This is a genomic window from Arthrobacter sp. A5 (assembly GCF_051131705.1).
In the GTDB taxonomy this organism is placed as follows: domain Bacteria; phylum Actinomycetota; class Actinomycetes; order Actinomycetales; family Micrococcaceae; genus Arthrobacter_M.
Window position 1 is genome coordinate 1,402,665 of record NZ_CP180316.1, and the last position, 22,918, is coordinate 1,425,582.

Here is a 22,918-nt window from a genome sequence, read left to right on the forward strand (position 1 = left end):
AGCGCGCGGCGGACTTGAATCGGAGATAAAGCACGGAGGCGAGCCACCCTCGGGCGCGGCTAAGGCGCGCGAGTGGCGGCTGCCCTTACCCGCGGTGCGCGGCCGTGCCGATGACCCCGCCCCGCCGGGCTGCCTCCCTTTTCGCGCTGCCGGGGGATAACGGGTAGCGTCAACCCCGTACTTTGTCGGCTTTCGAAGCGGCCGGCCGGAACCTGTGAGGGGTTGTATTACATGCAGAGGCTATCGACAGCCCGACGGACCCAGCGCGGCAGCGTAGCCGCACTGGGTGTGTTGCTGACCATTTTGGCCATGTTTTTCGGGGCCTCTGGTGCCGCGGCGCTGTCTCCGGCGCCGCACGTGGCCGCCCAGCCGGCGGACCGCTCCGGTGCCGTCGCGCCCGCGCCGGTCGCGGCGCCGTCGGACGTAGCCGGTAAGACCTTTACCATCGGCACGGACACCACCTTCGCCCCGTTTGAGTTCCGGGACAGCAGCGGGGAACTGGTCGGCATCGACATGGATATCATCCGCGCCGTGGCCAAGAGCCAGGGCTTCACCGTTGAAGTGAAGTCGCTGGGATTCGCCGCGGCACTGCAGGCGCTGTCCTCCAAGCAGGTGGATGGGGTGATTGCGGCCATGTCCATCACGGACGAACGGAAAAAAGTCTACGACTTCTCCGATCCGTATTTCGATTCCGGCGTGCAGATGGCCGTCGCCAAGAGCAACACGGACATCAAGGGCTATGCGGACCTGAAGGGAAAGACGGTTACCGCGAAGACCGGCAGCGAAGGGGAGACCTTCGCTCAATCCATCGCGGGCAAGTACGGCTTCACGGTGAAGCCGCTCGACCAGTCAGCCACGATGTACGAATTGGTCAAATCCGGCAATGCGGCAGCCGTCTTTGACGACTACCCGGTGCTGGCCTACGGCGTCAGCCAGAATAACGGGCTGAAGACCGTGACCGAAAAAGAAGCTGGCGGCTCCTATGGATTCGCTGTCAACAAGGGGCAGAACGCGGAGCTGATGGCCGCCTTCAACAAGGGCCTGGCGGAGCTCAAGAGCAACGGCCAGTACCAGGCAATCCTGGACAAATACCTCAAGTCCCCCCAGGACACCGTCTCGGCGGACAGCAGCTTTTGGTCGCTGTTGGTCAGCAGCATGCCGGCGCTGCTCAAGGGCCTGCAGAACACCGTCGTCGTCACGTTGATCTCCTTCGCCTTCGCCATGCTGCTGGGGCTGCTTTTCGGTTTCCTGAAGGTCTCCCACAACATAGTGCTGCGCGGGATCGCCACCACCTTCGTGAACATTTTCCGCGGCACGCCGCTGCTGGTGCAGGCGTTCTTCTTCTACTTTGGCCTCCCGCAGATCATCGGGCAGCCGGTCAATATCTGGGTTGCGGGCGTGCTGACTTTGAGCCTGAACTCGGCCGCCTACGTCACCGAGATCGTCCGCGGCGGCATCCAGTCCGTGGATCCCGGCCAGCTGGAAGCCAGCCGCAGCCTGGGGCTCGGTTACGGCACCTCGATGCGCCGCGTCGTCGTGCCTCAGGCTTTCAAAATCATGACGCCGTCGCTGATCAACCAGCTGGTCATCCTGCTCAAGGACAGCTCGCTGTTGCTGGCCATTGGCTTCGCCGAGCTGCTCTACCAGGGCCAGCAGATCTACTCCAACAACTTCCGCATCAGCGAAACGCTGCTGATCGTGGCCGCTATGTACTTCATCGGGATCATGATCCTGACGAAGCTGTCCAACATCGTGGATAAGAGGTTCAACAAATGAGCGAGCTCGCGAGCAGTAAATCCGCCGGCAGGAGTGCCGTCAGTAAAATTGCCGTCAAGGGTCTGAAAAAGTCCTTCGGCGCCAACGAGGTCCTCAAGGGCATCGACGTTGAGGTCGCGGACGGGGAAGTGGTCTGCGTGATCGGGCCCTCCGGTTCGGGCAAATCAACCTTTCTGCGCTGTCTGAACAAGCTTGAGGACATCACCGCCGGCTCGGTGGTAGTGGACGGTATTGACCTGACCGCTCCGAAAGTGGATCTGAACAAGGTCCGCCAGCAGATCGGAATGGTGTTCCAGCACTTCAACCTCTTTCCACACATGACCGTGCTGGAAAACATCACGCTGGCTCCGGTGGAGCTGAAGAAGCAGACCAAGGTGCAGGCGCGGAAGACAGGCATGGACCTGCTCCGGCGCGTGGGTTTGGAAGGGAAGGCCGATGCCAGGCCGGCGTCACTCTCCGGCGGCCAAAAACAGCGCGTGGCCATTGCCCGCTCGCTGGCAATGAACCCCGGGATCATGCTCTTCGACGAGGCCACCAGCGCCCTGGACCCGGAAATGGTAGGGGAAGTGCTGCAGGTGATCCGGGACCTCGCCAAGGAAGGAATGACCATGGTGGTGGTGACGCACGAGATGGGGTTTGCCCGCGAGGTGGCGGACCGGGTCATTTTTATGGCCGACGGGCTGATCTGTGAGCAGGGCAGCCCGGCGGACATCTTCAGCCATGCGCAGCAGCCACGGCTGCAGGATTTCCTGGCCAAAGTCCTCTAACGGCAGATCCTGCTTCCACCGGTGACCGTGGAAATTGATTGAACATGGAACCGATTGAACTGAAGCATCGAAAACGAGGAATGAGGTGTGGATGGATATCCAGAATCTTCTTGAAGATATCGCCGGCGCCGTCCGCCCCGTGGCGGCCGCGGGAGCGGTGGCCGATTACATCCCCTCCCTGAGCTCCGTCAGCGCGGACCACTTCGGCATTTCCGTGGCCACCGCCGACGGCGAGCTCTACGGCGCGGGCGAATGGGACACCCCGTTTTCCATTCAGAGTATTTCCAAGGTCTTCAGCCTGGCGTTGGTGCTCGCCGGCGACGGCGACCGGATCTGGCAGCGCGTCTTCCGGGAACCCTCCGGGACGCCATTCAATTCGCTGGTTCAGCTGGAGTCCGAGGAGGGCATTCCGCGCAACCCGTTCATCAATGCGGGCGCTCTGGTGGTGACGGATCGGCTGATCACCGTCACCGGCGACGCCGGCGCCTCGGTCCGGGACCTGCTCCGCCGCGAGAGCGGGAACCTGGGCATTGCAGCCGATCCACTGGTGGCGGCCTCCGAGGCGAAGTTCGGGCACCGCAATGCCTCCCTGGCGCATCTGCTGGCCAGTTACGGAAACTTGGAAAACCCCGTGGACCTGGTGCTGGAGCAGTACTTCGACCAGTGCGCGCTGGAAATGAGCTGTCGGGATCTGGCCGTCGGCGGCAGGTTCCTCGGCCGCAACGGAGTGGCTGCGGACGGAACCCAGTTTCTCTCGCCGAGCCAGACCAAACGCATTAACGCCGTCATGCTCACCTGCGGCACGTACGACGCGGCGGGAGAATTCGCCTACCGTGTGGGGCTGCCGGGCAAAAGCGGCGTTGGTGGTGGCATCGTTGCGGTGGTACCGGGCCGGTGCACCATCTGCGTCTGGAGCCCGGGGCTGAGCAAATCCGGAAACTCGCTGGCCGGTGTCGAGGCCCTGGACGAGTTCACCACCCGAACCGGCTGGTCCATCTTCTAAGCCGCCGCCGGGCTGGTGAGTGCTGGGTTCTGACCGCTGGTCGAGCTTGTCAAGACCTCAAGACCGCGCCCCGTTACCTCGCTCGGGAGCCACCGTCGGCACCGGGTCACCACCGCTCAGGGAACCCGTCGTAAAGCCTGGAACCCGTCAACATCCTGTTGTCAACTTGGGTTGACCTTGAAACGTCGCGTCAACTATGGTTGACGCATGGAGGTGAACCGGTTGAAGACGATGGTTGGATCGATGGATGGCATGGGCCCCGCGGAGGCCCTGCACGCTGTTGCTGAACTACAGAAGGAAGTGGGGCGCACCGAGGCCGCGCTGGTGCGCAGGGCGCGTCAGGCGGGGCTTTCTTGGGAGGCGGTGGCAGCATGCCTGGGTGTCAGCAAGCAGGCGGTCCACAAGAAATACGGGAAGCAATAAGCCGGCAGGCACGTCGCCCGTCGATGCACGCGGACGGCCCCGCACGCGGACGGCCCCGCACGCGGACGGCCCCGCACGCGGACGGCCCCGCACTTAGGTGCGGGGCCGTCGCCGTCGTTCTTCATCGCTTGTCTCGTTCTCACTGATTGCGCGGCAGTTGTGCCTCAGCGGCGTGTACCGGACATCTGCTGCGCAGTCGATGAGGAGAGCGGGCTACACGCCGTAGTAGAGCTCGAACTAAACAGGCATGATTGGGTATGGTTGGCAGGGGTCATTTTCCGCGTGTTCTAGGGGTTTCACCTATAATATGGCATTGCCCGGAATGGGCCGTTTGCGGACTTCTTGCGGACTCGCTGCGGACTACGTGTCCATCCATCCGCTATTCCGGTTCCACCTCGTAACCTCTGTCACGTGATCCTCAGCCATGGTGAGGAAAGCACCGGTGACGGTTCGGTGCGTAAGGCTCCTTTTCGCGATCATTGCATCCGCTAGGTGCGTGGGTCAGTAGTCCGTCCTAGTTTTAAAACGCCGGCGAATTATTTAAAACGCCGGCGGATTAGCCGGGCTGCCGGATGTGGGGCTGGGAGAATTGGGGTATGGATGCCGGTTCCCAGGATGGTTTGTTCGCCGAGTCGCTCGTGGGGCCCCTCGTGCCTCCGGCCGTTGATGAGCCGATGGATGCCAACGGCGGGGCCAGGAAGCGGTTCCGGGGGTTTGAACCCGAGGCGGTGATGCTGGTCCCGCCGTCACTGGATGAGTGGCTGCCGCAAAACCATCTGGCCCGGTTCATTGCCGAAATGGTGGACACGGAGCTGGACCTGGCCCGCTTCTACAAGTCCTATGCGAAGGCCAAGGGCCAGCCGCCGTATGATCCGCGCCTGATGCTGCGCATCGTCCTGTACGGATATTGTGTCGGGGTCCGCTCCTCGCGGGAGTTGGAGCGGGCATGTACGGATGTGGTCGCGTTCCGGTGGCTGGCCGCGCAGCAGGCCCCTGATTTCCGCTCGATCGCCCGTTTCCGCGAACGCCACCTCGCGGCCCTGGCGAACGTGTTCCTCCAGGCCCTGGAACTGTGCCGGGCCGCGGGTATGGTCTCCCTGGGCAGGGTGGCCCTGGACGGGACGAAGGTGCGGGCCAACGCGTCCCGGCACAAGGCCATGAGCTATGCCCGGTTGAGCGCGAAGCAGAAGGTCCTGGCCGATGAGATCAGCGACCTGATGGAAGAGGCGAAGACCGTCGACGCGGCCGAGGACGCCCGCTTCGGGCCGGGCACTCGCGGGGACGAACTCCCCGCGGAGCTGGCGAACAGGCGGGCCCGGGCCGCGGCGATGGCCACGGCCCGTGCCTCACTGGAGGAAGAAGCCGCTGCCAAGGCCCGCCAGCTCGCGGAAGAGAAGGCCCGGTCCCGCGGCGATGATGACGAGGACATCACCGCTGCCGGCGACACTGCCGCTGCGAAGGCCGAGCCGAAGCCCACGGCGCAACGGAACTTCACGGACCCGGACGCGCGGATCATGAAAACCGCGGATGGTTCATACCATTACTGCTACAACGGCCAGGCCGTCGTGGATGCTGACCACCAGGTAATTGTTGCCACCAGATTGAACAACGTGGCCGTGGATGTGCAGCAGCTGGCCCCCATGATCGAACACACGGCTGTCTCTGTAGGTGCAATGCCCACGACGTGGAGTGCCGACGCCGGGTATTGCTCGGCAGCCAACCTCGAGCACGTCAAAGACGTTGAAACGGCTCATTCAACCGAGTTCTTCATCTCCACCCGACGCATGAAACACGGTACGCCGATTCCCGAGTCGCCCCGGGGCAGGATCCCGGCCAACGCGAGCCTGGCAGAACGGATGGGACGGAAACTCAAAACCAAGAAGGGCAAGAAAATTTATGCCCGGCGCAAAGCGATCGTTGAACCGGTCTTCGGCCAGATCAAGACCCGGCAGGGCAAAAACGTGCTCCTGCGCGGCATGGAGAAGGCAGCGCGTGAGTGGGAGTTGCTGGCAGGGTGCCACAACCTAATGAAGCTCTTCAGCCACCGCACCCGGGCGGCCTCCCTGGCGCGGATGTAGAACGGGGGCCGGCAACGGGGCAGCCCCGGGACGCCAACGGCGGCTCTTCACACCTCGCTGAACGATCCCTCGGGGCGGGGGCGCCTCCTTCAAAGGAAATTATTACCGGCATCAGGATTCATCGGCTGCCACGCCGCCGAACATCAAACGGCTAAAACCACTACCGACCCATGCACCTAGGCGCTTGGCGTGCTCAAGGGACTCAGCCCCGAATTGGACAGGGACTGACTGGCCAGGGGCGGGAGTGCCGTCCGTCGGAAAGATGAAGGTGATGTCGAAATTTTGCATGTGGCCAGCATAACCACACTCTGTTGACGCTCGATGCGGGCAAGCCTAAATGGCTCCTCGCCAAGCACCTCCAACAGATAGGCCGTCCATCACGCGGACACCAGGGGCTTTTCCTGTGCCCTCCCCGTCGACCCCAGGGGAGGGGAGGGTGGGGGCCCATACGCAGGCACTCCTCTTGGCTTAGTGCCTCTTCTATTCACCGTCTTTTTTCCACGCGGGGCTCTCTACGAAGTACGCCAAAATCCCCTACATTCCGGGGCTTGACGCGCCGCCCTCCACCTAAACGCTGAGCTACTAACCTCGGGGGGATATATCGCTTAGCCTAGGGGTGCTTCTGGCGTGTGTGTGGGAGGGGTGTCTTCCCTGGGGTCAGCCGGTGAAGTTGGTAGCAGTGTTGGGCTTGGTTATACGGGGCTTTGATGCGTCGGGCTCTCGGGCTGTGTCCCGTGCGCAGCGTTGGCATGTGACTGTTCCGGCGGCGTTCGCACTGGCGGTGTTGGGCAGTCCGCCGCGGTCGTAGTTGAGCGGGATTCCGCATGTGGGGCAGCAGATTTGTCCGCCGTTGTTCGCGGCGTTGATGGCGGCAATGATGCGGCGTCGGTCGTTGGTGCTCATGGCGTCAAGTCTCCTGTGTGTGATGGAAAGCAGTAAGGCCCCGCACCTGTGAAGATGCGGGGCCTCATGGTGTGCTGCCTGGTTACGCGGTGATGGTGATCTTCACGGCGGCCTTGGGCTGGGGGAATCCAAACCCGACGCGGAGGGATGCGCGGATGGCGACCCTGTCGGAGCTGAAGTAGGCCTCATTGCTGACGGCGAGCTGTACGTCTTCCCGCAGGACGGTGAGGGTCTGCACTGCGTCAAGTCCCCAGATGGTCTTTGCGGTGGCCTTGTCGCTGACGAACAGGGGGCGGCCAAGGATCTGGCGGGGGTTGTCCAGCAGTGCCTTGTTGGAGCTGCCCGTGTCCTTGAGCTTGGCAATGGCCAGGGCGTCGGAGGGGTGGACTACAAACGCGGTGAGGTTGAACCCGGCAATTTCAGCGGCGGAGATTGCTTCCGCGAACACGTCCAAGTTGGCGAGTGTGCCAGTTACCGCCGTGGTGTTGACTCCGAGGGAGCCGAGGCCCTTTTGTGCCGGGGCGGGTGCGCTGCCAAGCCATGCGGTGTTGATCTGCGTAACGATGGAGCGGGCGAGTCCGTCTCCGACCATTTTCTGTGCGTCCGTGCTGGAATCATCGGCGAGCTCGCGGGAAATGATGGTCAGGCCGGCAACCTTGCTAGGCGTGATGGTCAGCTCGTCCATGGTTGGATCGTCGGGGGTGATTTCGCCGCCTTCGACTACCCAAGCGGCGCCGGCGTCCTTCTTGACGATGGGGACATTGAAGGTGGCGTTACCGGTGGTGACGACGGTAGCGAGTGCCGGATCAAACGGGAGTGCCAGGGCAGCTACTGGCCCGGTGATCAGTGCGGAGTATTCGGGGGGCAGGATGCCGGATGCGGCAGCTTCAAGAAAAGACATTTGGTCCTCCAAGGGACGGGTATTTAGCGTGAGTGTGCTTTTTCCGGGAGGTCCAGCCCCTACCGGGTGCCCGTCCTGGGGCGTCTAGCAATAAGTGCGGCCCCTGGCCTGCAGTCTTACCACTAGGGCAATTCTACCAGTCCAGGGGCCGTTTGTTGAGCATTATGCTCAATTATTCCAGTGTGTTGCTTATTTGCGTTTTAGTGCGTCGCTCCAGGTTGGGCCATCGGTTCCGGTGTAGTGCCCGGTGCCGGATGCATGGACGGGGGACGGCCCGAAGTGAAGCCCGACGCGCTTGTGTACGTCTTGCACCGCGGTGGTGAGCTTGTCAGGATCCAGGGCGCCCGCTTCGTCAAACAAGTCAGCGGGGTTACAACCGGAAGTCCACAGGAGTTCTGCCCCGGCGCTGCTGCCATGTGGCATGTTGCCGGCGACGATCTGCTTTCGCAGCGTTTCCACGGATGCGGAAAGCTGGTCGCGCTCGGCCTCGGTGTCGCGGAGCTGTCTCCGGTACTTGGCGGCGTCCCTGCCTGCCTTGCCCTCTGGGGCCTCGGGAGCCTCTGGGGCCTCTGGGTGCTCTGCTGCCTCGGCGGGGGCCTGCGGGGTCGGTACGGGCGGCGTGACAGGTGTCTCGGGGGCCTCGGGCGTGGTGCTGGCGGTCTCGGTGTTGGCGTTGATGTTGGTTTTGGTGTTCATGTTCATATTCCTAGTCTGCGTAGATGTTGTTGTTGATCTGGGCTTGCTCGTGGAGTTCCTTGTAGCGCCTGTACTCGGCCTTGAACCATTTCAGGGAACGTCCGGTGTCTTTGCAACGGAGTTCCCACAGCTCGGCCCGTTCGTTGGCTTCCTTCGCGGCAGCCTGGGCCTTCACTCGGGCACGTTCCGCGGCCTTCCGTGCTGCGCGCTCCATGATGAGAGCATCCATGCCGCCGGCTGCAAGTGGTGTGCCGCTCATGCCGTGACCTCCTTGGCGAGGGTGTCCGGGTCCAGTCCGGCAACGATGCGGTGGTGGATGCCTGACACTCGATTTGTCACCGTAGTCATGGGGACAGGTGCCGTGGGGACTGGATCGGTAGGTGCCCGAAATTCCGCCTCGGTGGGGCTGTATCCGGCAATGGCGATGAACAGTTCAAGCTCTGTGTTTGTTGCTGCCCGGTCGAAGGTGGTCCTGGTGTGCCGGAATTTGTCAAATCAAATGAGACATAGTCTTTGTTTTTAATGAACTGAGGGCTCGGCCCGTTTCGCTGGGTCGTTGATCGCCGCTTTGAGGGGCAGCGGGGGTGCGATTGGGCGGCGGGCGAAGCGTTCGGGATGCGCGTTGTGCGCCCGGTCCAGGGTGGCTTGGCGTTGTTCACGCACGGCTTCGGCGGTGCCGTAATGGACGCTGGCCGGGGTGTGGTATCCGATCCCGGAGTGACGGTGCTCGTGGTTGTAGTAGGTGATGAAACCTTCCATCCAGGTTCTGGCCTCGTTGACGGACGCGAAGCGATCCGGGTAGTCAGAGACATATTTCATGGTCTTAAATTGGGCCTCCGAAAATGGGTTGTCATTGCTTGTGTGGGGTCTGGAATGCGACCGGGTGATGTCCATGTCCACCAGCATCGAAGCCAGGGCTTTGGAGGTCATCGCGGCCCCACCATCGGCGTGCAGATACCCGGGCGGGTGCCCGGTCTGCGCAACGATCTCCTGGACGAGGTCAGCGGCAAGCTGACCGTCTTCGATACGTTCGATCCGCCAACCGACCACGTAGCGGGAGAAGATATCGAGCACCACGTAGGCGTGGTACCAGATGCCCTTGGCCGGGCCACGCATTTTGGTGATGTCCCACGACCACACGTCGTTCGGCTCGGTGGCGATCAGCTCGGGAATCGCCCGAGGTGGATGGGTGGCCTGTCGGCGCCGTTCCCCGCCCATCTTGGCCTCCGCCAAGACGCGGTACATGCTCCGCTGCGAGCACCAATACCTCCCCTCGTCCAGCTCACGGACGTAGACCTGGGTCGGTGAAAGGTTCGCGTAGTCCTGCCGGTTGAGTACCGTCAGGATCTGGGCACGCTCCGCCGCCGAGAGCTCCGCCGGGTGCTGGGCCTTGGGCCAAGGCCCATGCATCCGCGGTTGGGGGTTGGCCTGCCGGTGATGGGTGGCCCGGGACCGGCCCACCAGCTTGCAGGCCTTCACCACCCCGAGATGCGAGCTGAGCTCCGCTACGGTCTCTGCTTGCCACGACTGGTATCCGATGCCGGTGATAACGCGTTCTTCGACGAGAGAGCTTCCAAGAACGCGACTCCTTTTCCCAAGGTATCCAAGGCGGCATCCGAAGAAGCCAGCTGGTCGCGAGTCTTCTCGTGCGAGGCCCGCTCCGCGACCAGTTCCTTGGTCAGCTGGTCGATCTGGACCTGCTCGGATGTTTTCTTCGGCCGTCCCCGACGGGCTGCCGGCTTGTCGAGGGTGCCCGCTTCGAACGCGGCCCGCCATTCCTGGATATGGGAGTCATAGAGCCTTTCGCGACGCAGCACCGCACCCTTGGATCCCATCAGTGCCGCATCGTATTCCCGAACGATCGCTCGTTTGAACTCGGCGCTAAAGGTCCTGCGTGCCGACCGGTTGGCCCGGGGGCCCTGCTCCGGGGACCCCGGGGCCTGACTGATTGATTCCTCCGGTACGGGCCGGCCGGTTCCTGCTGGTGTAGTGGTGCTCGTGGTCGTAGTCATGGTCAAACTTCCCTCCTGCCTTCAGCCCCTATTCTCGTTCAAGAAGCGGTCTCTAACGAGTCTGGCTGATAGGGGTGCAGCCGCTCAAAGTCGGCGTACTGGGTGGCGTCGTCAGCCTTGCCCAAGCTGCACGTGGCGTGGTCGTGGTCGAACACGAAGTTCCTAACCCACGGGCCGGAACATTCGGGGCAGATCCAAGGTGCTGTTATTGTCATGATTCTTCCTTTTCCATTTGTTCGGCCAGATCAACCAGCCGGTCTGCCAAGGTGATTGCCTCGGCAATTGTGTAGTGGGCGATGGTCACGCCGTGGTGGTGTATCCCGATGCCGGGTGTAGCGGCACCGTCCGAGGCCTTCCAGTCGTAGGGCTTGATGTGGACCTTGGGTCGGCGGCTCATGCTGTTTCTCCTTTTCCGCTTGTTTCCGGGGTCTTTGGTCGATGTGTGACGCTTGTGACGGATGTTTGCAAACTCTTCTATGTCTTTTATCGTGAAAGAGTTTGCAGAGAAGCGTCACAAGCGTCACCAACTCCCGTTTTCGTGCTGTTCGGACTCGTCGGCACGTAGTGCAATGCCAGCCCTTGACGCTCCGATGCGCGTCCTTTTGGCCTCGTAGCCCAGCCGGTCCAGTTCCTTGGCAAACGCCCGCTCGGTCAGTGCGTCGGCACCGTCAGCCGCGGACCATGTTGTCCATGCCCCGAAGATCTCACGGGTAGTGACGTGAACGTGAGGGCTCGTGACGCATTCGGATTGAATGAACCTTTTCAGCGCGTCGGATTCCGTTTGGTAGTCATCCGTTGCCTGGCGCACCGTGTCGGGCTCGTTCATGCCGCCGTTGTCCTCATAGTCGAACCAACCTTCGACGGCCCATGTCAGGATCGCGTCAGCGGACAGTTCGAGGCGCTCCGGCAACGTCTGGTCACGCATGGATTCGGACACAACGATGTCGAACGGAACAACGCGGATACGGCGCCACACTGCCGGATCGTTCCCCTTGACCCTCGGCAGGTGGTTGGTGACGTAGATCAGCTGGTGAGTAGGCAGCCACTTCACCGGCTCTTGGTACAGCCGCCGGGCGGTGAGCTCGTCGCCGCCGGTCAGCCGCTTCATGGTGGCGGCGTCAAGCTGCCGGCCCTCGTCGGTCTCCGAACCAACAACGAGACGGGCGCCTAGCAGGGTCATCATTTCCGGGCCACCGCCGCCGCGCTCGGATGCCATGAGTAGATCGGGGTTGATGATGGTTGCGTAGTCGCCCAGCGCGTTTGTAATGGCCCCGTAGGCGGTCCCCTTGCCGTTGGAACCGCTGCCGGTCAGGACGGGGAAAAGGTGCTCCCTAACGCGCCCGTATGCGCTCTGGCCTATGACTCGTTGCAGGTAGGCCCGTTCGTCATTGTCTGGCAGGACTGAGGCAAGAAAGCCGTCCCATGTGGTCCTGTCGGCGTTGGGGTCGAACGCTCCCCGCGTGACTCGTGTAATCCTGTCGGCGGGGTTGTGTTCCCGTAGCTGGCGGGTGCGCAGGTCAAGGGTGCCGTTAGCGCAGTTGAGTAAATAGGGGTCGGCGTCGAGGTCGATAATCGCGGCCCGCAGTGCCGGGAGTGCTGAGGCGAGATCCAGCACGCCGGCCACGCCAGCCGATGACTCACATTTGCGAACGTCTGTCCGCAGTTCCCTGTTATCGAGGGATTCAGTAAGTGCCTGGCGCAGGATATCCAAGACGGCATTCTTGGCAGCGTCCTTTTCATCCTCGGCCCATCGCTGCCCGTCCCAGATATGCCAGCCAATGCCGCGAACGTACATGAGCCGCGAGCCGTAGGCGGCAGCGAGGCGGTAGGCCATGCGTGCCTGTCCGCGATGCTGTTCGCCCTCGGCTGCAAGGTTAGCGGCCTGTAGGGCTGTCGGCAGGTCATCCGTGAAAGCTTCGGCGGCGAAGTAGTCGGGCGTCGTGGTCATACGCTCACCGTCCTATCGTCGGCGCGGCGGGCGGCCAGTACGTCTACCCATGCGGCGAGTTTGTGCCCGTAGTCCGGATATTCTTCAGCGAACCATGCACGATAAGCCGCTATGTCTGCCGCGTCGAAGTCCATTTAGTCCTCCGTGGTCGTGCTGGCGGCTTCTACGTCGTCGGCCATCTCGATGAGCGCCACGGCGAGCTTGCGGGCATCGGCGGGCGTCAGCTTGGCGTCTACCGCGCTCCACATCTCGATGGCGTGCTGGTTCGTCTTCGCGTTCCAGGTCGGCGTCAGAATCCATCCCCTGGCCACGCGCTCCGGGCCGGCAAAGCGGGCCTTGCGTGCCTCGGTTCCTTTGCGACCCTTCTCGCGGAGGTAGCCGGAAGGACGCTTGATAGTGGCAGGGGCCTGGGTGGTGAACGTAACTTCACCAAGACCGTGGTCCCACCACCTGTCGCCCAGCGCGCCATCGATCAATCCCCAAACTTCCATGGGGGTCAGGCCGAGCCCGTCGGCGAGGTCGCCGAGTTCGCGCACTGTCGTGGGGGTCTTGATAGGCTTGTTCATAGGAATCTCCATTTTGATAGGTGCTGATTTCTTGGCCGTGACGGACTTTGGCGAGGCGTCACGGTCTTTTACTGTCTGGATATTGAGGTGGGTCGGGGCTGAGAACGTCCGGTCCCCGTTGTCCCACTGAATGGCGATGAAGTCCGGGAAGTCGGCGGCGTGGTCATCCAGGACGGTCCCTTCCACGTCACGGGTTGCCCACCGAACGCGGGTGCCCGGCGTGAACTTCACTTGGACACCTCAGCGTCGAACGCGGCGTTTATCCAGTCGACAACGTCGGCCTCTCGGTACATGACCCGGCCTCCGAGCTTGGCGCACTTAGGGCCGCTGCTGTTGTGGCGCATCCATCGGAGCTGGGCCGGGGACTTGCGCAGCATCTCTGCCACCTCATCCAGCGTGAGTAGCTTCATGGCCTTTACGGTTTCCATCTTGTCTCCATTTGTTCTCACTGACAGCGCTTGTCGAAGTCAACAATTCAACGGTAAGTGTTGGCAGTGTTGCTGTCAAGCGCATACGATGTTCCTCATGCAACAAAATGAGTCCATCCCGGGTTCGGCCGAGGAAGAGTTCGGAGCAGCCGTAGCAATGATGCGGAAGCTGATGAAGTTGAGTCAGCGGGATTTTGCCGAACAGTTGACCACTAAAGGAATGCCCGTTGATGCCTCTGCGGTGTCGAGGATTGAAAAGGGCACGCGATCGGTACGCCTGATTGAAGCTTTGACCATTGCGGAAGTTCTAAATACAGATCTGGAATGGCTTGTCAGCGGATCTAAGACACCATCGCAGGAGTTACAGAGCATCCGGAGGGCCGCGAACAGAAACCTACAGCTCCTAGCGGAACCACTAGCTAGCGCGGCGTGGTCCATCGCGGAGACGAGAGCGCATTTGACAAAGCATCCTGAACTCTTGGCAAGTCTGACGGATGAGGATTTCGGCACTCCTTCTTCTCCGTCGGAATATGTGGATTGGATTGCACACAGAATCAGCCGCTGGCCCGTTGAAGATAACGAGTACGTTGACCTGAGTTCACAGGAAGAAGTTGACCAAATAGTTGATGTACTAGCTGCCTTTGCTAGGCGTCATGTTGGTCTTGATCGCGGACTGGATAATGACAATGGCGAGCATCAAGAAGAGGCCTGACGGCGCGTGGCGTGCCCGGTATCGGGACGCTGACGGCAAGGAACACTCTCAGCACTTCCAGCGGAAGATCGACGCTCAGAAGTGGCTTGACGGGGTTACCGCCAGTATCATGACCGGCGCCTATGTTGATCCGAAAATGGCACGGCTCACGGTCACTGAATGGTGTGAGTCCTGGCTGATCGGCTACGGCAGCAAACGGGCGTCATCGGTCCGTCAGGCCGGAGTGCATGTCAAGCACATTGTGGAGGCGTTCGGCTCCAAGCAGCTTGCCCAGGTCCGCCCGTCCGAGGTCAAGGCTTGGACGGTGAAACTCAAGGACTCAGGTTACGCGGATTCAACAATCTACGCGATCCATTCGCGGCTTGCTCAAATCATGGCCGATGCCGTGCATGACGGGATCATCCCCAAGTCACCATGCAGCCGGCGAACGTCTCCGGCGATGGGCAAACAGCGGCCCTACGTGGCCACTACGGCGCAGGTCTGGGCGTTGCATGACCGGATGCCCGAGAGCATGCGTGCCGCAGTCCTCCTGGGCGCGTTTGCCGGGCTGCGGATCGCAGAGGTTGCCGCGCTGCGGAACACCGACATTGACTTCATGCGGGGCGTCATCGCGCCGGCCATCCAATACCCGGCGGAGCCGCTGAAAACGGAAGTTTCGAAGACTCCTATCCCGATACCTCAGGAGTTGGCCCTCGAACTGTCCAGGAACGCGGCAAAGTGGGGGAGTGACACCATCGTGACCAGTGAGTTTGGCCGGTCGGTGTCCCCCCACTTCATCGAGGACGCATTCCGGGCTGTCAGGGTGGCCGTGGAGGGCTTGCCGGAGGGATTCCGCTTTCATGACCTGAGGCACTATTTCGCCTCGCTCCTGATCGCTTCCGGGCTTGATGTGAAGGTGGTGCAGAACAGGCTGCGCCACGCTTCAGCAAAAACGACGCTGGACACGTACAGCCATATGTGGCCGGACAAAGATGAGTCCGCACGCGCTGCCGTCGCTAGTGTCCTGGCAGCTCGTGCGGACTCCGTGCGGACTGAGGCCGCTACTTCCCTTTGATCTAGCTACACCCCGTAGTAGAGCTCGAACTCGTACGGGTTCGGGCGCAGGGACAGCGGGCGGATCTCGTATTCGTACTTGTACTCGATCCAGGTGTCGATCAGGTCCTGGGTAAAGACCCCGCCGGCCTGCAGGAACTCATTGTCATCGGCCAGGGCCTGCAGCGCTTCCTCCAGGGAACCCGGCGCCTTGGGAATGTCCTTGGCCTCCTCGGCGGGCAGCTCGTAGAGATCCTTGTCAATCGGCGCCGGGGGTTCAATTCGGTTCTTGATACCGTCCAGACCGGCCATGAGCTGAGCGGCGAAGGCCAGGTACGGGTTGGACGAGGCATCGGGGGCACGGAACTCCAGGCGCTTGGCCTTCGGGTTGGACCCGGTAATCGGAATGCGGATACCAGCGGAGCGGTTGCCCTGGGAGTAGACCATGTTCACCGGCGCCTCGAACCCCTTGACCAGGCGGCGATAGGAGTTGACCGTCGGGTTGGTGAAGGCCAGCACGGCGGAGGAGTGCTTGAGCAGGCCGCCAATGTACCAGCGCGCCAGGTCGGACAGACCCGCATAGCCCTTCTCATCGTAGAACAGCGGCTCGCCGCCGTTCCACAGTGACTGGTGGCAGTGCATGCCGGAGCCGTTGTCACCGAAGACCGGCTTGGGCATGAACGTCACGGACTTGTTCCACTGCCACGCGGTGTTCTTGATCACGTATTTGAACTTCTGCAGATCATCCGCGGCGTGGACCAGGGTGTTGAACTTGTAGTTGATCTCCGCCTGGCCGGCAGCGCCGACTTCATGGTGGGAGCGCTCCACTTCCAGATCAACATTGTCCAGCTCGATGCACATCGCATCGCGCAGATCTGCCTGGTGGTCAACCGGAGCCACCGGGAAGTAACCGCCCTTGACCGGAGTCTTGTAACCGAGGTTGCCGCCCTCTTCCTCGCGACCACTGTTCCAGTTGGCTTCGATCGAATCGATCTTGTAGAAGGACCCCTGCGGAGAGGACTCGAACTGCACGTTGTCGAAGACGAAGAATTCCGCCTCCGAACCGAAGAACGCGGTGTCGGCAATGCCGGTGGAGGCCAGGTAGGCCTCGGCCTTCTCGGCAACGCCGCGGGGATCCCGGTGGTACGGATCTCCGGTGCGCGGATTGACGATGGAGAAGTTCAGCGCCAGGGTCTTCTCGAGCCGGAAGGCATCAACGAATGCGGTGGTCACGTCCGGGATAAGCTGCATGTCCGACTCGGCAATGCCCTGGAAACCGCGGATGGAGGAACCATCGAAGAGTTGGCCGTGGACAAAGAAGTCCGCATCGACGCTTTTCGCGGGAACATTGAAGTGCTGCTGTACCCCTGGCAGATCGGTGAATCGGATATCGACGAACTTAACGTCTTCGTCCTTGATGTATTTGAGGACTTCGTCCGCGTTCTTGAACATCTATGCTCCTTACGCATAAGGGGTGTCCGGCCGCGAGCGGCCGAATAGTGCAACTGCAACTGTTACCAGACTAGGCACACGGGATTACCCGGGAGTGTCTGCATTGTTTCGGGGAGGTTACGGGATCGCCGTTTACCCCAAGTCTAACGGCGGCATACGGTCCGGCCCGCATCGGTGGCACGGGTACGCTTGAGACGTGGTGGATCGTAAAGACATCGGCTCCTGGCTCAGCGGCCCTGATACCTCTGGAATTTCCAAATACCCCGGGGAGCGGCTCGGCCTGCCGGAATCCGGCCCCGGCTCGATGGCCCGGGCCGGACGGCGGATCCTGGCGATCTGCATCGACTGGGGATTGTGCTACCTGATAGCGCACCTGCTGTTGAACGGAAACTCCACCGGAATCCTGGGCATTTTCATCCTGGAACAAATTCTGCTGGTGGGCACGTTGGGTTACAGCATTGGTCACCGGATTGCCGGCATTCACGTGACAAGGCTCGACGGCGGCCCGGCCGGCCCGCTGGCGGCTGTGGTCCGCACGCTGCTGCTGGCACTGGTGATCCCTGTGGCCATAGTGGACGCGGACCACCGGGGGCTCCACGACAAGGCGATGAACACCAAGCTCGTCCGCATGTAATGGAAGTTCACCGGAGTTGGCTTTTTCAGGCGTGCAACCATTCCGCATCAGGAACAAGCCCTGGCGTAAACATCGTGCAGCTGAAATCATCCTGCGGAGGCAAACGATCCGCGGCCGCAAAAATCGCGCCGCTGCAAACGATCCGCGGCCGCATAAATCGCGCCGCTGCAAACGATCCGCGGCCGCAATTTTTCCCCGTTCCGCGGTAACCGCAAAGAGGCGCCGCCCAGGATGAGCGGCGCCTCCTTACAGCTTGTCTGGCGATTTGTCCTCGGGGGACGATCACGTCTTGGCTGGAGATCCAACGCCATACCGCACCAGGCCTCCAACGTCAGGCCTATGACGGCAGGCCCCTAACACTCGGCCTTTGCCGGCACATCTCTAACACCCGGCCTCAGGACTCTGGACATAGGGCGTGACTGTCGCGATGGCTTCCGTGTGATTCCGGTGTTTTTGTTGAGTGGTCGGCTGTTAATTTTCCCTCAGACGCGATAGAATCTAAGCAAGATAATCGGCGGCTTCGGGAGGGGTGGATGATGGGCGTGATGACATCTCAACTGCCCCTTCCGATGGCCATGGACGCCGGTGCCGTCCCGATTGGTCTGGCGGTGTCGCTGGTCGAGGATGAGACGGGTGGCAGGGCTTTTGTTCATGGGGAACTCTCTTACGCCTGGGATGTCGGGGACACCGCGACGCGCCGGTTCACGGCGGCGAAACTGGCGGACATTAAGGCCGCGTCGGTGGCGGAGATTTCTGCCGCTTTCGGTGTGGATCCGGGCACGTTGTGGCGCTGGCGCCAGGTCCTGGCCATGGATGGGGTGTTGGGTCTGGCCCCGGAAAAGCCGGGCCCGAGGGGGCCCAGCCGGCTGACGGAATCCATGATGTCCGAGATCCGCGCCTTGCGCTCCACCGGCCTGCCACTGCGCGCAGTCGGTGCGAAAGTGGGTGTCTCCGAATTCACCGTCCGGCGGACATTGGCCATGGAAACCGCCGCACAGGAACCGGCCACTGCGCACCCGTCCCGGCAGGACCCGGAAGCCGGTCCCGTCATCACCGAACCGGCGGAAGGGCTGCCGGTTCTGCCGGCTGCGGCGGACCGGTCCGGGGAACGGGCCTGGGCCCGGACCGGGCTGCTGGAATGCGCGGCCCCGGTGTTCGCCCCGGCGGCCCGGGTGCCGTTGGCCGGGCTGTTCCTGGCCCTGCCCGCCCTGGTGAACACCGGATTGCTGGAGTGTGCGAAGGAGGTGTTCGGGGCGTTGCCGAACGGGTTTTACGGTCTGGACACCATCCTCACCGGGGCGGTGTTTCAGGCCCTGGCCGGGGAACCCCGGGCCGAGGGGATAACCCGGATCGACCCGGTCGCGATGGGACGGGTGCTGGGTCTGGACCGGGCGCCGGAAGTGAAAACCCTCCGCCGCAAAACCGCGGCCCTGGCCGGGACCGGCAGGGCCGGGGAACTGCTGACCGCGATGGCAACCAGACACCTGAACGGCAGCGGTGACGAGGAGGGCGGGGGTCTGGCCGCGGTGCTCTACGTTGACGGGCATGTCCGCGCCTATCAGGGCACGAGGAAGATCGGGAAGGTCCATTCCACGAGGTTGAAGTTCCCGGTCCCGGCGACCGAGGAGACCTGGGTCGCCGACGGACACGGGTCCCCGGTGCTGGTGGTCATGGCCGAACCCGGGGCCGCGCTGACCGGGGAACTGCGCCGGCTCCTGCCGACCCTGCGCACCATCATCGGCGATGACCGCCCGGTCCTGGTCGGTTTCGACCGGGGCGGCTGGTCCCCGGCCCTGTTCCAACACATGAGTTCAGCAGGTTTTGATGTGCTGACCTGGCGCAAGGGCACCACCGGGGACATCGACGACTCCCTCTTCAGCGAGGTCACGCACACCGACGAACACGGACAAACCCGGACCTGGGCCGCGGCCGACATCCGGGTCGAGGTGCCTGTCGGAACTACCGGGGAAGTGTTGTCGATGCGCCAGATCAGCCGCAAGGTCAAGGTCCCGGCAGGCGGGTTACGGCAGATCCACATCCTCACCACCGACACAGACCTCGCTACCGGGGAAGCGATTTACCGTATGGGTGCCAGGTGGCGGCAGGAGAACTACTTCCGCTACGCCAGGATCCGCTTCGCCCTGGATTCCCACGACGCCTACACCAGTACCGATGACGATCCGGAACGGTCGGTGCCGAACCCGGCCAAACGCAAGGCCTACCAGAACGTACTTACCGCCAAAACCCGGTACGGGAAGGCCCTCGCCGACACCGATGCCGCGTTGCTGGCGGCCCGGACCCCGGCGCCGGGAACGGCCACGGTCCTGATCACCAATGCCGGGCACAACGCGATCACCGCGGACCTTTTCACCGCCCAAACCGTCTTCGAGGAGGCGCAGGCGGTGCATAAGGAGATCCCGGCCCGGGTACCCCTTGGTGACATCGCCCCGGGCCAGCAGGTCCTGGACACCGAGACGAAACTGCTCACCCACGCGATCCGGATGGCCGCGTTCAACACCGCCACCACCCTGGCCAGGGAGATCCGCACCAACACCGGCTACGCCCGCGCCGACGACGAAGCCCACGCCCTGATCCGGCAGGCCCTCACGACCAGCGGCGACATCGACCCCGGCCGGGACGGCTACCTCACCATCCGCCTCGACCCCCTCCCCACCAAACGGCCCACGGCCGCGATCGCCGAACTCTGCGACCACCTCACCAGCACCGAAACCCGTTACCCAGGCACGGACCGGATCCTGCGATTCGAGACAAAAGAAACGCGAAACGTCGCTCAGCGAATAAAGCGCTAGGTCAGGAGTCCTGGGCCTTTGCCGGCACATCTCTAACACCCGGCCTTTGCCGGCACATCTCTAACACCCGGCCTTTGCCGGCACATCTCTAACACCACATCTCTAACACCCGGCCTTTGCCGGCACATCTCTAACACCACATCTCTAACACCCGGCCTTTGCCGGCACATCTCTAACACCACATCTCTAACAGCCGGCCTTTGACGGCACATCACTAACGCCAGGCCATTGACGGAACGTCTCTAACGGCCGCGGGCGGCCTTGCGGTCCGGACGCGCCTTGTACGGGTCGATGCCCTTCGGGATAGGCAGCTTGTTCCCCAGCGAGGAGATGCGCTTGCTGACCGCGCCGACCTCCACCTTGGTCAGCTCCGGCTTGAACTTCTGCAGCTTCTTGGTCAGCTTGCTCAGCTCAACCTGTCCTTCGCCGCGGCCCGTTTCAATGACATGAACGCTGACGTTGGGCAGGATCCGCTTCAGCCGCTTGCGCTCGGAATCGACCAGCGGGCGCACCCTGGCGGACGGGCCCTCCGTGATCAGTACGATGCCCGGCCGGCCGATGGCGCGGAAGACAGCGTCTTGGGTGCGCGGGTTGACCGCGACCGGCTGCTCTTCAACGATCCAGCCGCGCTTGAGCGTATTCAGGGCCGCGCCGGACGCTCCCGGTTTGCCTTCAATCTGGGCGAAAGCGGCGCGCTCGGCACGCCGAGAAAGCACCAGCAGCGCCCCCAGCAGACCGAGGGCGATGCCTAGGATCAGCCCGGTGATCCAGTTGCCGCTGAAGACGAAGATTCCCAGCACCAGACCCACAACAACGACGCCGAGGAAGACCAGCAGCATCAGCCACGGGACATTCGGGTCGTGGCGGCGGGTCATCTTGAAGATTTCCACCATCTGCTTGACGCGCCCCTGCTTCTTCGGGACGGCGGAGGCACCGTTCTTGGAGCGGCGTGAAAACAGCTTCCGCTTGGGTGCGTCGGGGCTGGTGGATGCGGAGCTGGTGGATTTGGCCATAGTGGAATTAATTCTATCGGTAATTGAAGCGGTTAATGAGCGGCCAGAAGCGTTGCCGCCTCTTGGCGGGTGGAGCCGGAGTCGGCAATGTGTGCCAGCTCCTCGGGAATCGTCAGGCCCTTCTTGCGCATCGCCGTGGCCCACAACCGTCCGGCACGGTATGACGAACGAACCAGCGGGCCAGCCATCACACCGAGGAAACCGATTTCTTCGGCTTCCTGCGCCAGTTCCACAAACTCCTGCGGCTTAACCCAACGGTCCACCGGATGGTGGCGTTCGCTAGGACGCAGATACTGGTTGATCGTGATCAGGTCACAGCCCGCCTCGTGCAGATCCCGCAATGCCAGCGATACTTCCTCGCGGGTTTCGCCCATCCCCAGGATCACGTTGGATTTGGTGACCATGCCCAAATCCCGGCCCTGGCTGATCACGTCGAGCGAGCGCTCATAGCGGAACGCGGGACGGATGCTCTTAAAGATGCGCGGGACGGTTTCCACATTGTGGGCAAAGACCTCAGGACGGGAGTCGCAGATCGCCGCAATGTGTTCACGTTTTCCGGAAAAATCCGGAATGAGGATTTCGACGCCGGTGCCCGGATTCAGCTCGTGGATTTTGCGGATGGTTTCGGCATAGAGCCAGACACCTTCGTCCGGCAGGTCATCGCGGGCCACTCCGGTTACCGTGGCATAACGCAGGTTCATCGCGCGCACGGAGCGGGCCACCTTGGTGGGTTCGAGACGGTCCAGCGGGGAAGGCTTGCCGGTATCAATCTGGCAGAAGTCGCAGCGGCGGGTGCACTGTGCCCCGCCGATCAGGAACGTCGCTTCCTTGTCTTCCCAGCACTCGAAGATGTTTGGGCAGCCCGCTTCCTCGCAGACAGTATGCAGCCCTTCTTTCTTCACCAGGTTCTTCAACCCGATATATTCCGGGCCCATCTTGACCTTGGCTTTGATCCATTCGGGTTTCCGCTCGACCGGGGTCTCGGAGTTGCGCTGCTCGATACGCAACATCTTGCGGCCTTCGGGTGCCAAGGTCACAGTAAAACTCCTTCTGCCGGCGCCGGTCCTGTGGGACTGCGTCCGATCGCTTCGTCGTGAACGTCCGGGGCAATGAGCGCCCCTTCGTACTTGCAAAATTCTTCAGTGATCCGGGCCACCAGATCGGTCGGCCCAACGTCCCGCCCGGTCTCTGCCAAGATGGAAGTGATACCGGCATCAGTGATGCCGCAGGCGATGATCATTGAGTAAGGTGCCAGATCATTGTTGCAGTTGATCGCAAAGCCATGCATTGTGACGCCCTCATGCACGCGGATCCCGATGGCCGCGATTTTGCGCGTCGGTCCTCGGTCGTCCGCCTCGATCCAGATGCCCGCGCGTCCGCCGACCCGGGTGACCGCAATGGCGTACTCGCGAAGGACGTTGATGATGATTTCCTCGAGAATACGAACGTACTCCCGGATGCCATGCGGATCCTTCAGTGCCACGATGGGGTAGCCCACCAGTTGACCGGGACCGTGCCAGGTCAGCTTGCCCCCGCGGTCCACGGCGATCACGGGCGTACCGTCAAAGGGCCGTTCGTGCTCCTCGGTCCGTTTTCCGGCCGTGTAGACGGCGGAATGTTCCAGCAGCAGGACCGTGCTGGGCGCCGTGGAGGCGACGACGTCGTCGTGCAGCTTGCGCTGCAGGTCCCACGCCTGCGTGTAATCGACAAATTCCGGAGCGAATCCGACCTCGCTGAACTCAAGAGTCATGAGGTCAAGGGTAG

Annotated in this window: 24 protein-coding genes; 9 read left to right on the forward strand and 15 right to left on the reverse strand. The window is 62.4% G+C overall.

All coding sequences use genetic code 11. The annotated features are described in order from the left end of the window. The first annotated feature begins 231 nt into the window (after positions 1-231). The 5 genes from ACLLJI_RS06360 to ACLLJI_RS06380 all read left to right on the forward strand — a co-directional run bounded on the left by ACLLJI_RS06360 (position 232) and on the right by ACLLJI_RS06380 (position 6,047). On the forward strand, positions 232-1,776 hold the full coding sequence (locus ACLLJI_RS06360) for an amino acid ABC transporter substrate-binding protein/permease (protein ID WP_434619259.1): 1,545 nt from the start codon (positions 232-234) through the stop codon (positions 1,774-1,776). Next, positions 1,773-2,543, forward strand: coding sequence for an amino acid ABC transporter ATP-binding protein (locus ACLLJI_RS06365; RefSeq protein ID WP_434619262.1), 771 nt, complete (start codon positions 1,773-1,775; stop codon positions 2,541-2,543). The genes ACLLJI_RS06360 and ACLLJI_RS06365 overlap by 4 nt, the downstream gene beginning before the upstream one ends. A gap of 91 nt (positions 2,544-2,634) precedes the next feature. Next, the gene (locus ACLLJI_RS06370) at positions 2,635-3,546 is read left to right on the forward strand and encodes a glutaminase (protein ID WP_434619265.1); all 912 of its coding nucleotides are present in this window, start codon (positions 2,635-2,637) and stop codon (positions 3,544-3,546) included. A gap of 207 nt (positions 3,547-3,753) precedes the next feature. After that, complete coding sequence (locus ACLLJI_RS06375; protein WP_434619268.1) at positions 3,754-3,969, forward strand: AsnC family protein; 216 nt, start codon at positions 3,754-3,756, stop codon at positions 3,967-3,969. A gap of 674 nt (positions 3,970-4,643) precedes the next feature. After that, entirely contained in the window at positions 4,644-6,047 is a 1,404-nt protein-coding gene (locus ACLLJI_RS06380; protein WP_434621093.1) for an IS1182 family transposase, read from the forward strand. 657 nt (positions 6,048-6,704) lie between these two features. Here the strand turns inward: ACLLJI_RS06380 and ACLLJI_RS06385 are convergent. The 11 genes from ACLLJI_RS06385 to ACLLJI_RS06435 form a co-directional block, all read right to left on the reverse strand. After that, positions 6,705-6,950, reverse strand: coding sequence for a hypothetical protein (locus ACLLJI_RS06385; protein ID WP_434619271.1), 246 nt, complete (start codon positions 6,948-6,950; stop codon positions 6,705-6,707). A gap of 82 nt (positions 6,951-7,032) precedes the next feature. After that, the gene (locus tag ACLLJI_RS06390) at positions 7,033-7,851 is read right to left on the reverse strand and encodes a phage major capsid protein (protein ID WP_434619274.1); all 819 of its coding nucleotides are present in this window, start codon (positions 7,849-7,851) and stop codon (positions 7,033-7,035) included. A gap of 189 nt (positions 7,852-8,040) precedes the next feature. Further along, positions 8,041-8,547, reverse strand: coding sequence for a hypothetical protein (locus ACLLJI_RS06395; RefSeq protein WP_434619277.1), 507 nt, complete (start codon positions 8,545-8,547; stop codon positions 8,041-8,043). Positions 8,548-8,557: 10 nt separating this feature from the next. Continuing rightward, positions 8,558-8,806 carry a hypothetical protein gene (locus ACLLJI_RS06400; protein WP_434619280.1) on the reverse strand — a complete coding sequence of 83 codons (249 nt, stop codon included), beginning with the start codon at positions 8,804-8,806 and terminating at the stop codon, positions 8,558-8,560. 260 nt (positions 8,807-9,066) lie between these two features. Then, entirely contained in the window at positions 9,067-10,029 is a 963-nt protein-coding gene (locus ACLLJI_RS06405) for an IS3 family transposase (RefSeq protein WP_434619016.1), read from the reverse strand. Positions 10,030-10,052: 23 nt separating this feature from the next. Continuing rightward, a complete protein-coding gene (locus tag ACLLJI_RS06410) occupies positions 10,053-10,559 on the reverse strand; it encodes a transposase (protein ID WP_434619019.1) in 507 nt (168 codons plus the stop codon). Between the two features lie 38 nt (positions 10,560-10,597). Further along, positions 10,598-10,774 (reverse strand): hypothetical protein, encoded by a 177-nt coding sequence (locus ACLLJI_RS06415; RefSeq protein ID WP_434619283.1) that lies wholly within the window; start codon positions 10,772-10,774, stop codon positions 10,598-10,600. Then, positions 10,771-10,956, reverse strand: coding sequence for a hypothetical protein (locus ACLLJI_RS06420; protein ID WP_434619286.1), 186 nt, complete (start codon positions 10,954-10,956; stop codon positions 10,771-10,773). Before ACLLJI_RS06420 ends, ACLLJI_RS06415 begins: the two co-directional genes overlap by 4 nt. 123 nt (positions 10,957-11,079) lie before the next feature. After that, a complete protein-coding gene (locus tag ACLLJI_RS06425) occupies positions 11,080-12,507 on the reverse strand; it encodes a DNA primase family protein (RefSeq protein WP_434619289.1) in 1,428 nt (475 codons plus the stop codon). 134 nt (positions 12,508-12,641) lie between these two features. After that, entirely contained in the window at positions 12,642-13,304 is a 663-nt protein-coding gene (locus tag ACLLJI_RS06430; protein ID WP_434619292.1) for a hypothetical protein, read from the reverse strand. After that, positions 13,301-13,501 carry a helix-turn-helix transcriptional regulator gene (locus ACLLJI_RS06435; protein ID WP_434619295.1) on the reverse strand — a complete coding sequence of 67 codons (201 nt, stop codon included), beginning with the start codon at positions 13,499-13,501 and terminating at the stop codon, positions 13,301-13,303. Before ACLLJI_RS06435 ends, ACLLJI_RS06430 begins: the two co-directional genes overlap by 4 nt. Positions 13,502-13,598: 97 nt before the next feature. On the opposite strand from ACLLJI_RS06435, the gene ACLLJI_RS06440 reads away from it, so the two are divergent. Beyond that, a complete protein-coding gene (locus ACLLJI_RS06440) occupies positions 13,599-14,213 on the forward strand; it encodes a helix-turn-helix domain-containing protein (protein WP_434619298.1) in 615 nt (204 codons plus the stop codon). Continuing rightward, entirely contained in the window at positions 14,188-15,267 is a 1,080-nt protein-coding gene (locus ACLLJI_RS06445; protein ID WP_434619301.1) for a tyrosine-type recombinase/integrase, read from the forward strand. The genes ACLLJI_RS06440 and ACLLJI_RS06445 overlap by 26 nt, the downstream gene beginning before the upstream one ends. 5 nt (positions 15,268-15,272) lie before the next feature. Here the strand turns inward: ACLLJI_RS06445 and glnA are convergent, their stop codons facing one another. Next, positions 15,273-16,697 (reverse strand): type I glutamate--ammonia ligase, encoded by a 1,425-nt coding sequence (gene glnA / locus ACLLJI_RS06450; protein ID WP_283560762.1) that lies wholly within the window; start codon positions 16,695-16,697, stop codon positions 15,273-15,275. 196 nt (positions 16,698-16,893) lie between these two features. On the opposite strand from glnA, the gene ACLLJI_RS06455 reads away from it, so the two are divergent. After that, complete coding sequence (locus tag ACLLJI_RS06455) at positions 16,894-17,331, forward strand: RDD family protein (RefSeq protein ID WP_283560761.1); 438 nt, start codon at positions 16,894-16,896, stop codon at positions 17,329-17,331. Positions 17,332-17,864: 533 nt separating this feature from the next. After that, positions 17,865-20,141, forward strand: coding sequence for a putative transposase (locus ACLLJI_RS06460; protein WP_434619306.1), 2,277 nt, complete (start codon positions 17,865-17,867; stop codon positions 20,139-20,141). Positions 20,142-20,383: 242 nt separating this feature from the next. On the opposite strand, the gene ACLLJI_RS06465 is transcribed toward ACLLJI_RS06460, so the two are convergent. Genes ACLLJI_RS06465 through lipB form a run of 3 tightly spaced genes read right to left on the reverse strand, consistent with a single transcriptional unit; the run spans position 20,384 to position 22,904 of the window. Continuing rightward, positions 20,384-21,154 carry a DUF4191 domain-containing protein gene (locus ACLLJI_RS06465; RefSeq protein ID WP_283560760.1) on the reverse strand — a complete coding sequence of 257 codons (771 nt, stop codon included), beginning with the start codon at positions 21,152-21,154 and terminating at the stop codon, positions 20,384-20,386. A gap of 32 nt (positions 21,155-21,186) precedes the next feature. After that, a complete protein-coding gene (gene lipA, locus ACLLJI_RS06470) occupies positions 21,187-22,191 on the reverse strand; it encodes a lipoyl synthase (protein WP_434619309.1) in 1,005 nt (334 codons plus the stop codon). Beyond that, positions 22,188-22,904, reverse strand: coding sequence for a lipoyl(octanoyl) transferase LipB (gene lipB, locus ACLLJI_RS06475; protein WP_434621298.1), 717 nt, complete (start codon positions 22,902-22,904; stop codon positions 22,188-22,190). Before lipB ends, lipA begins: the two co-directional genes overlap by 4 nt. Between the last annotated feature and the right edge of the window lie 14 nt (positions 22,905-22,918).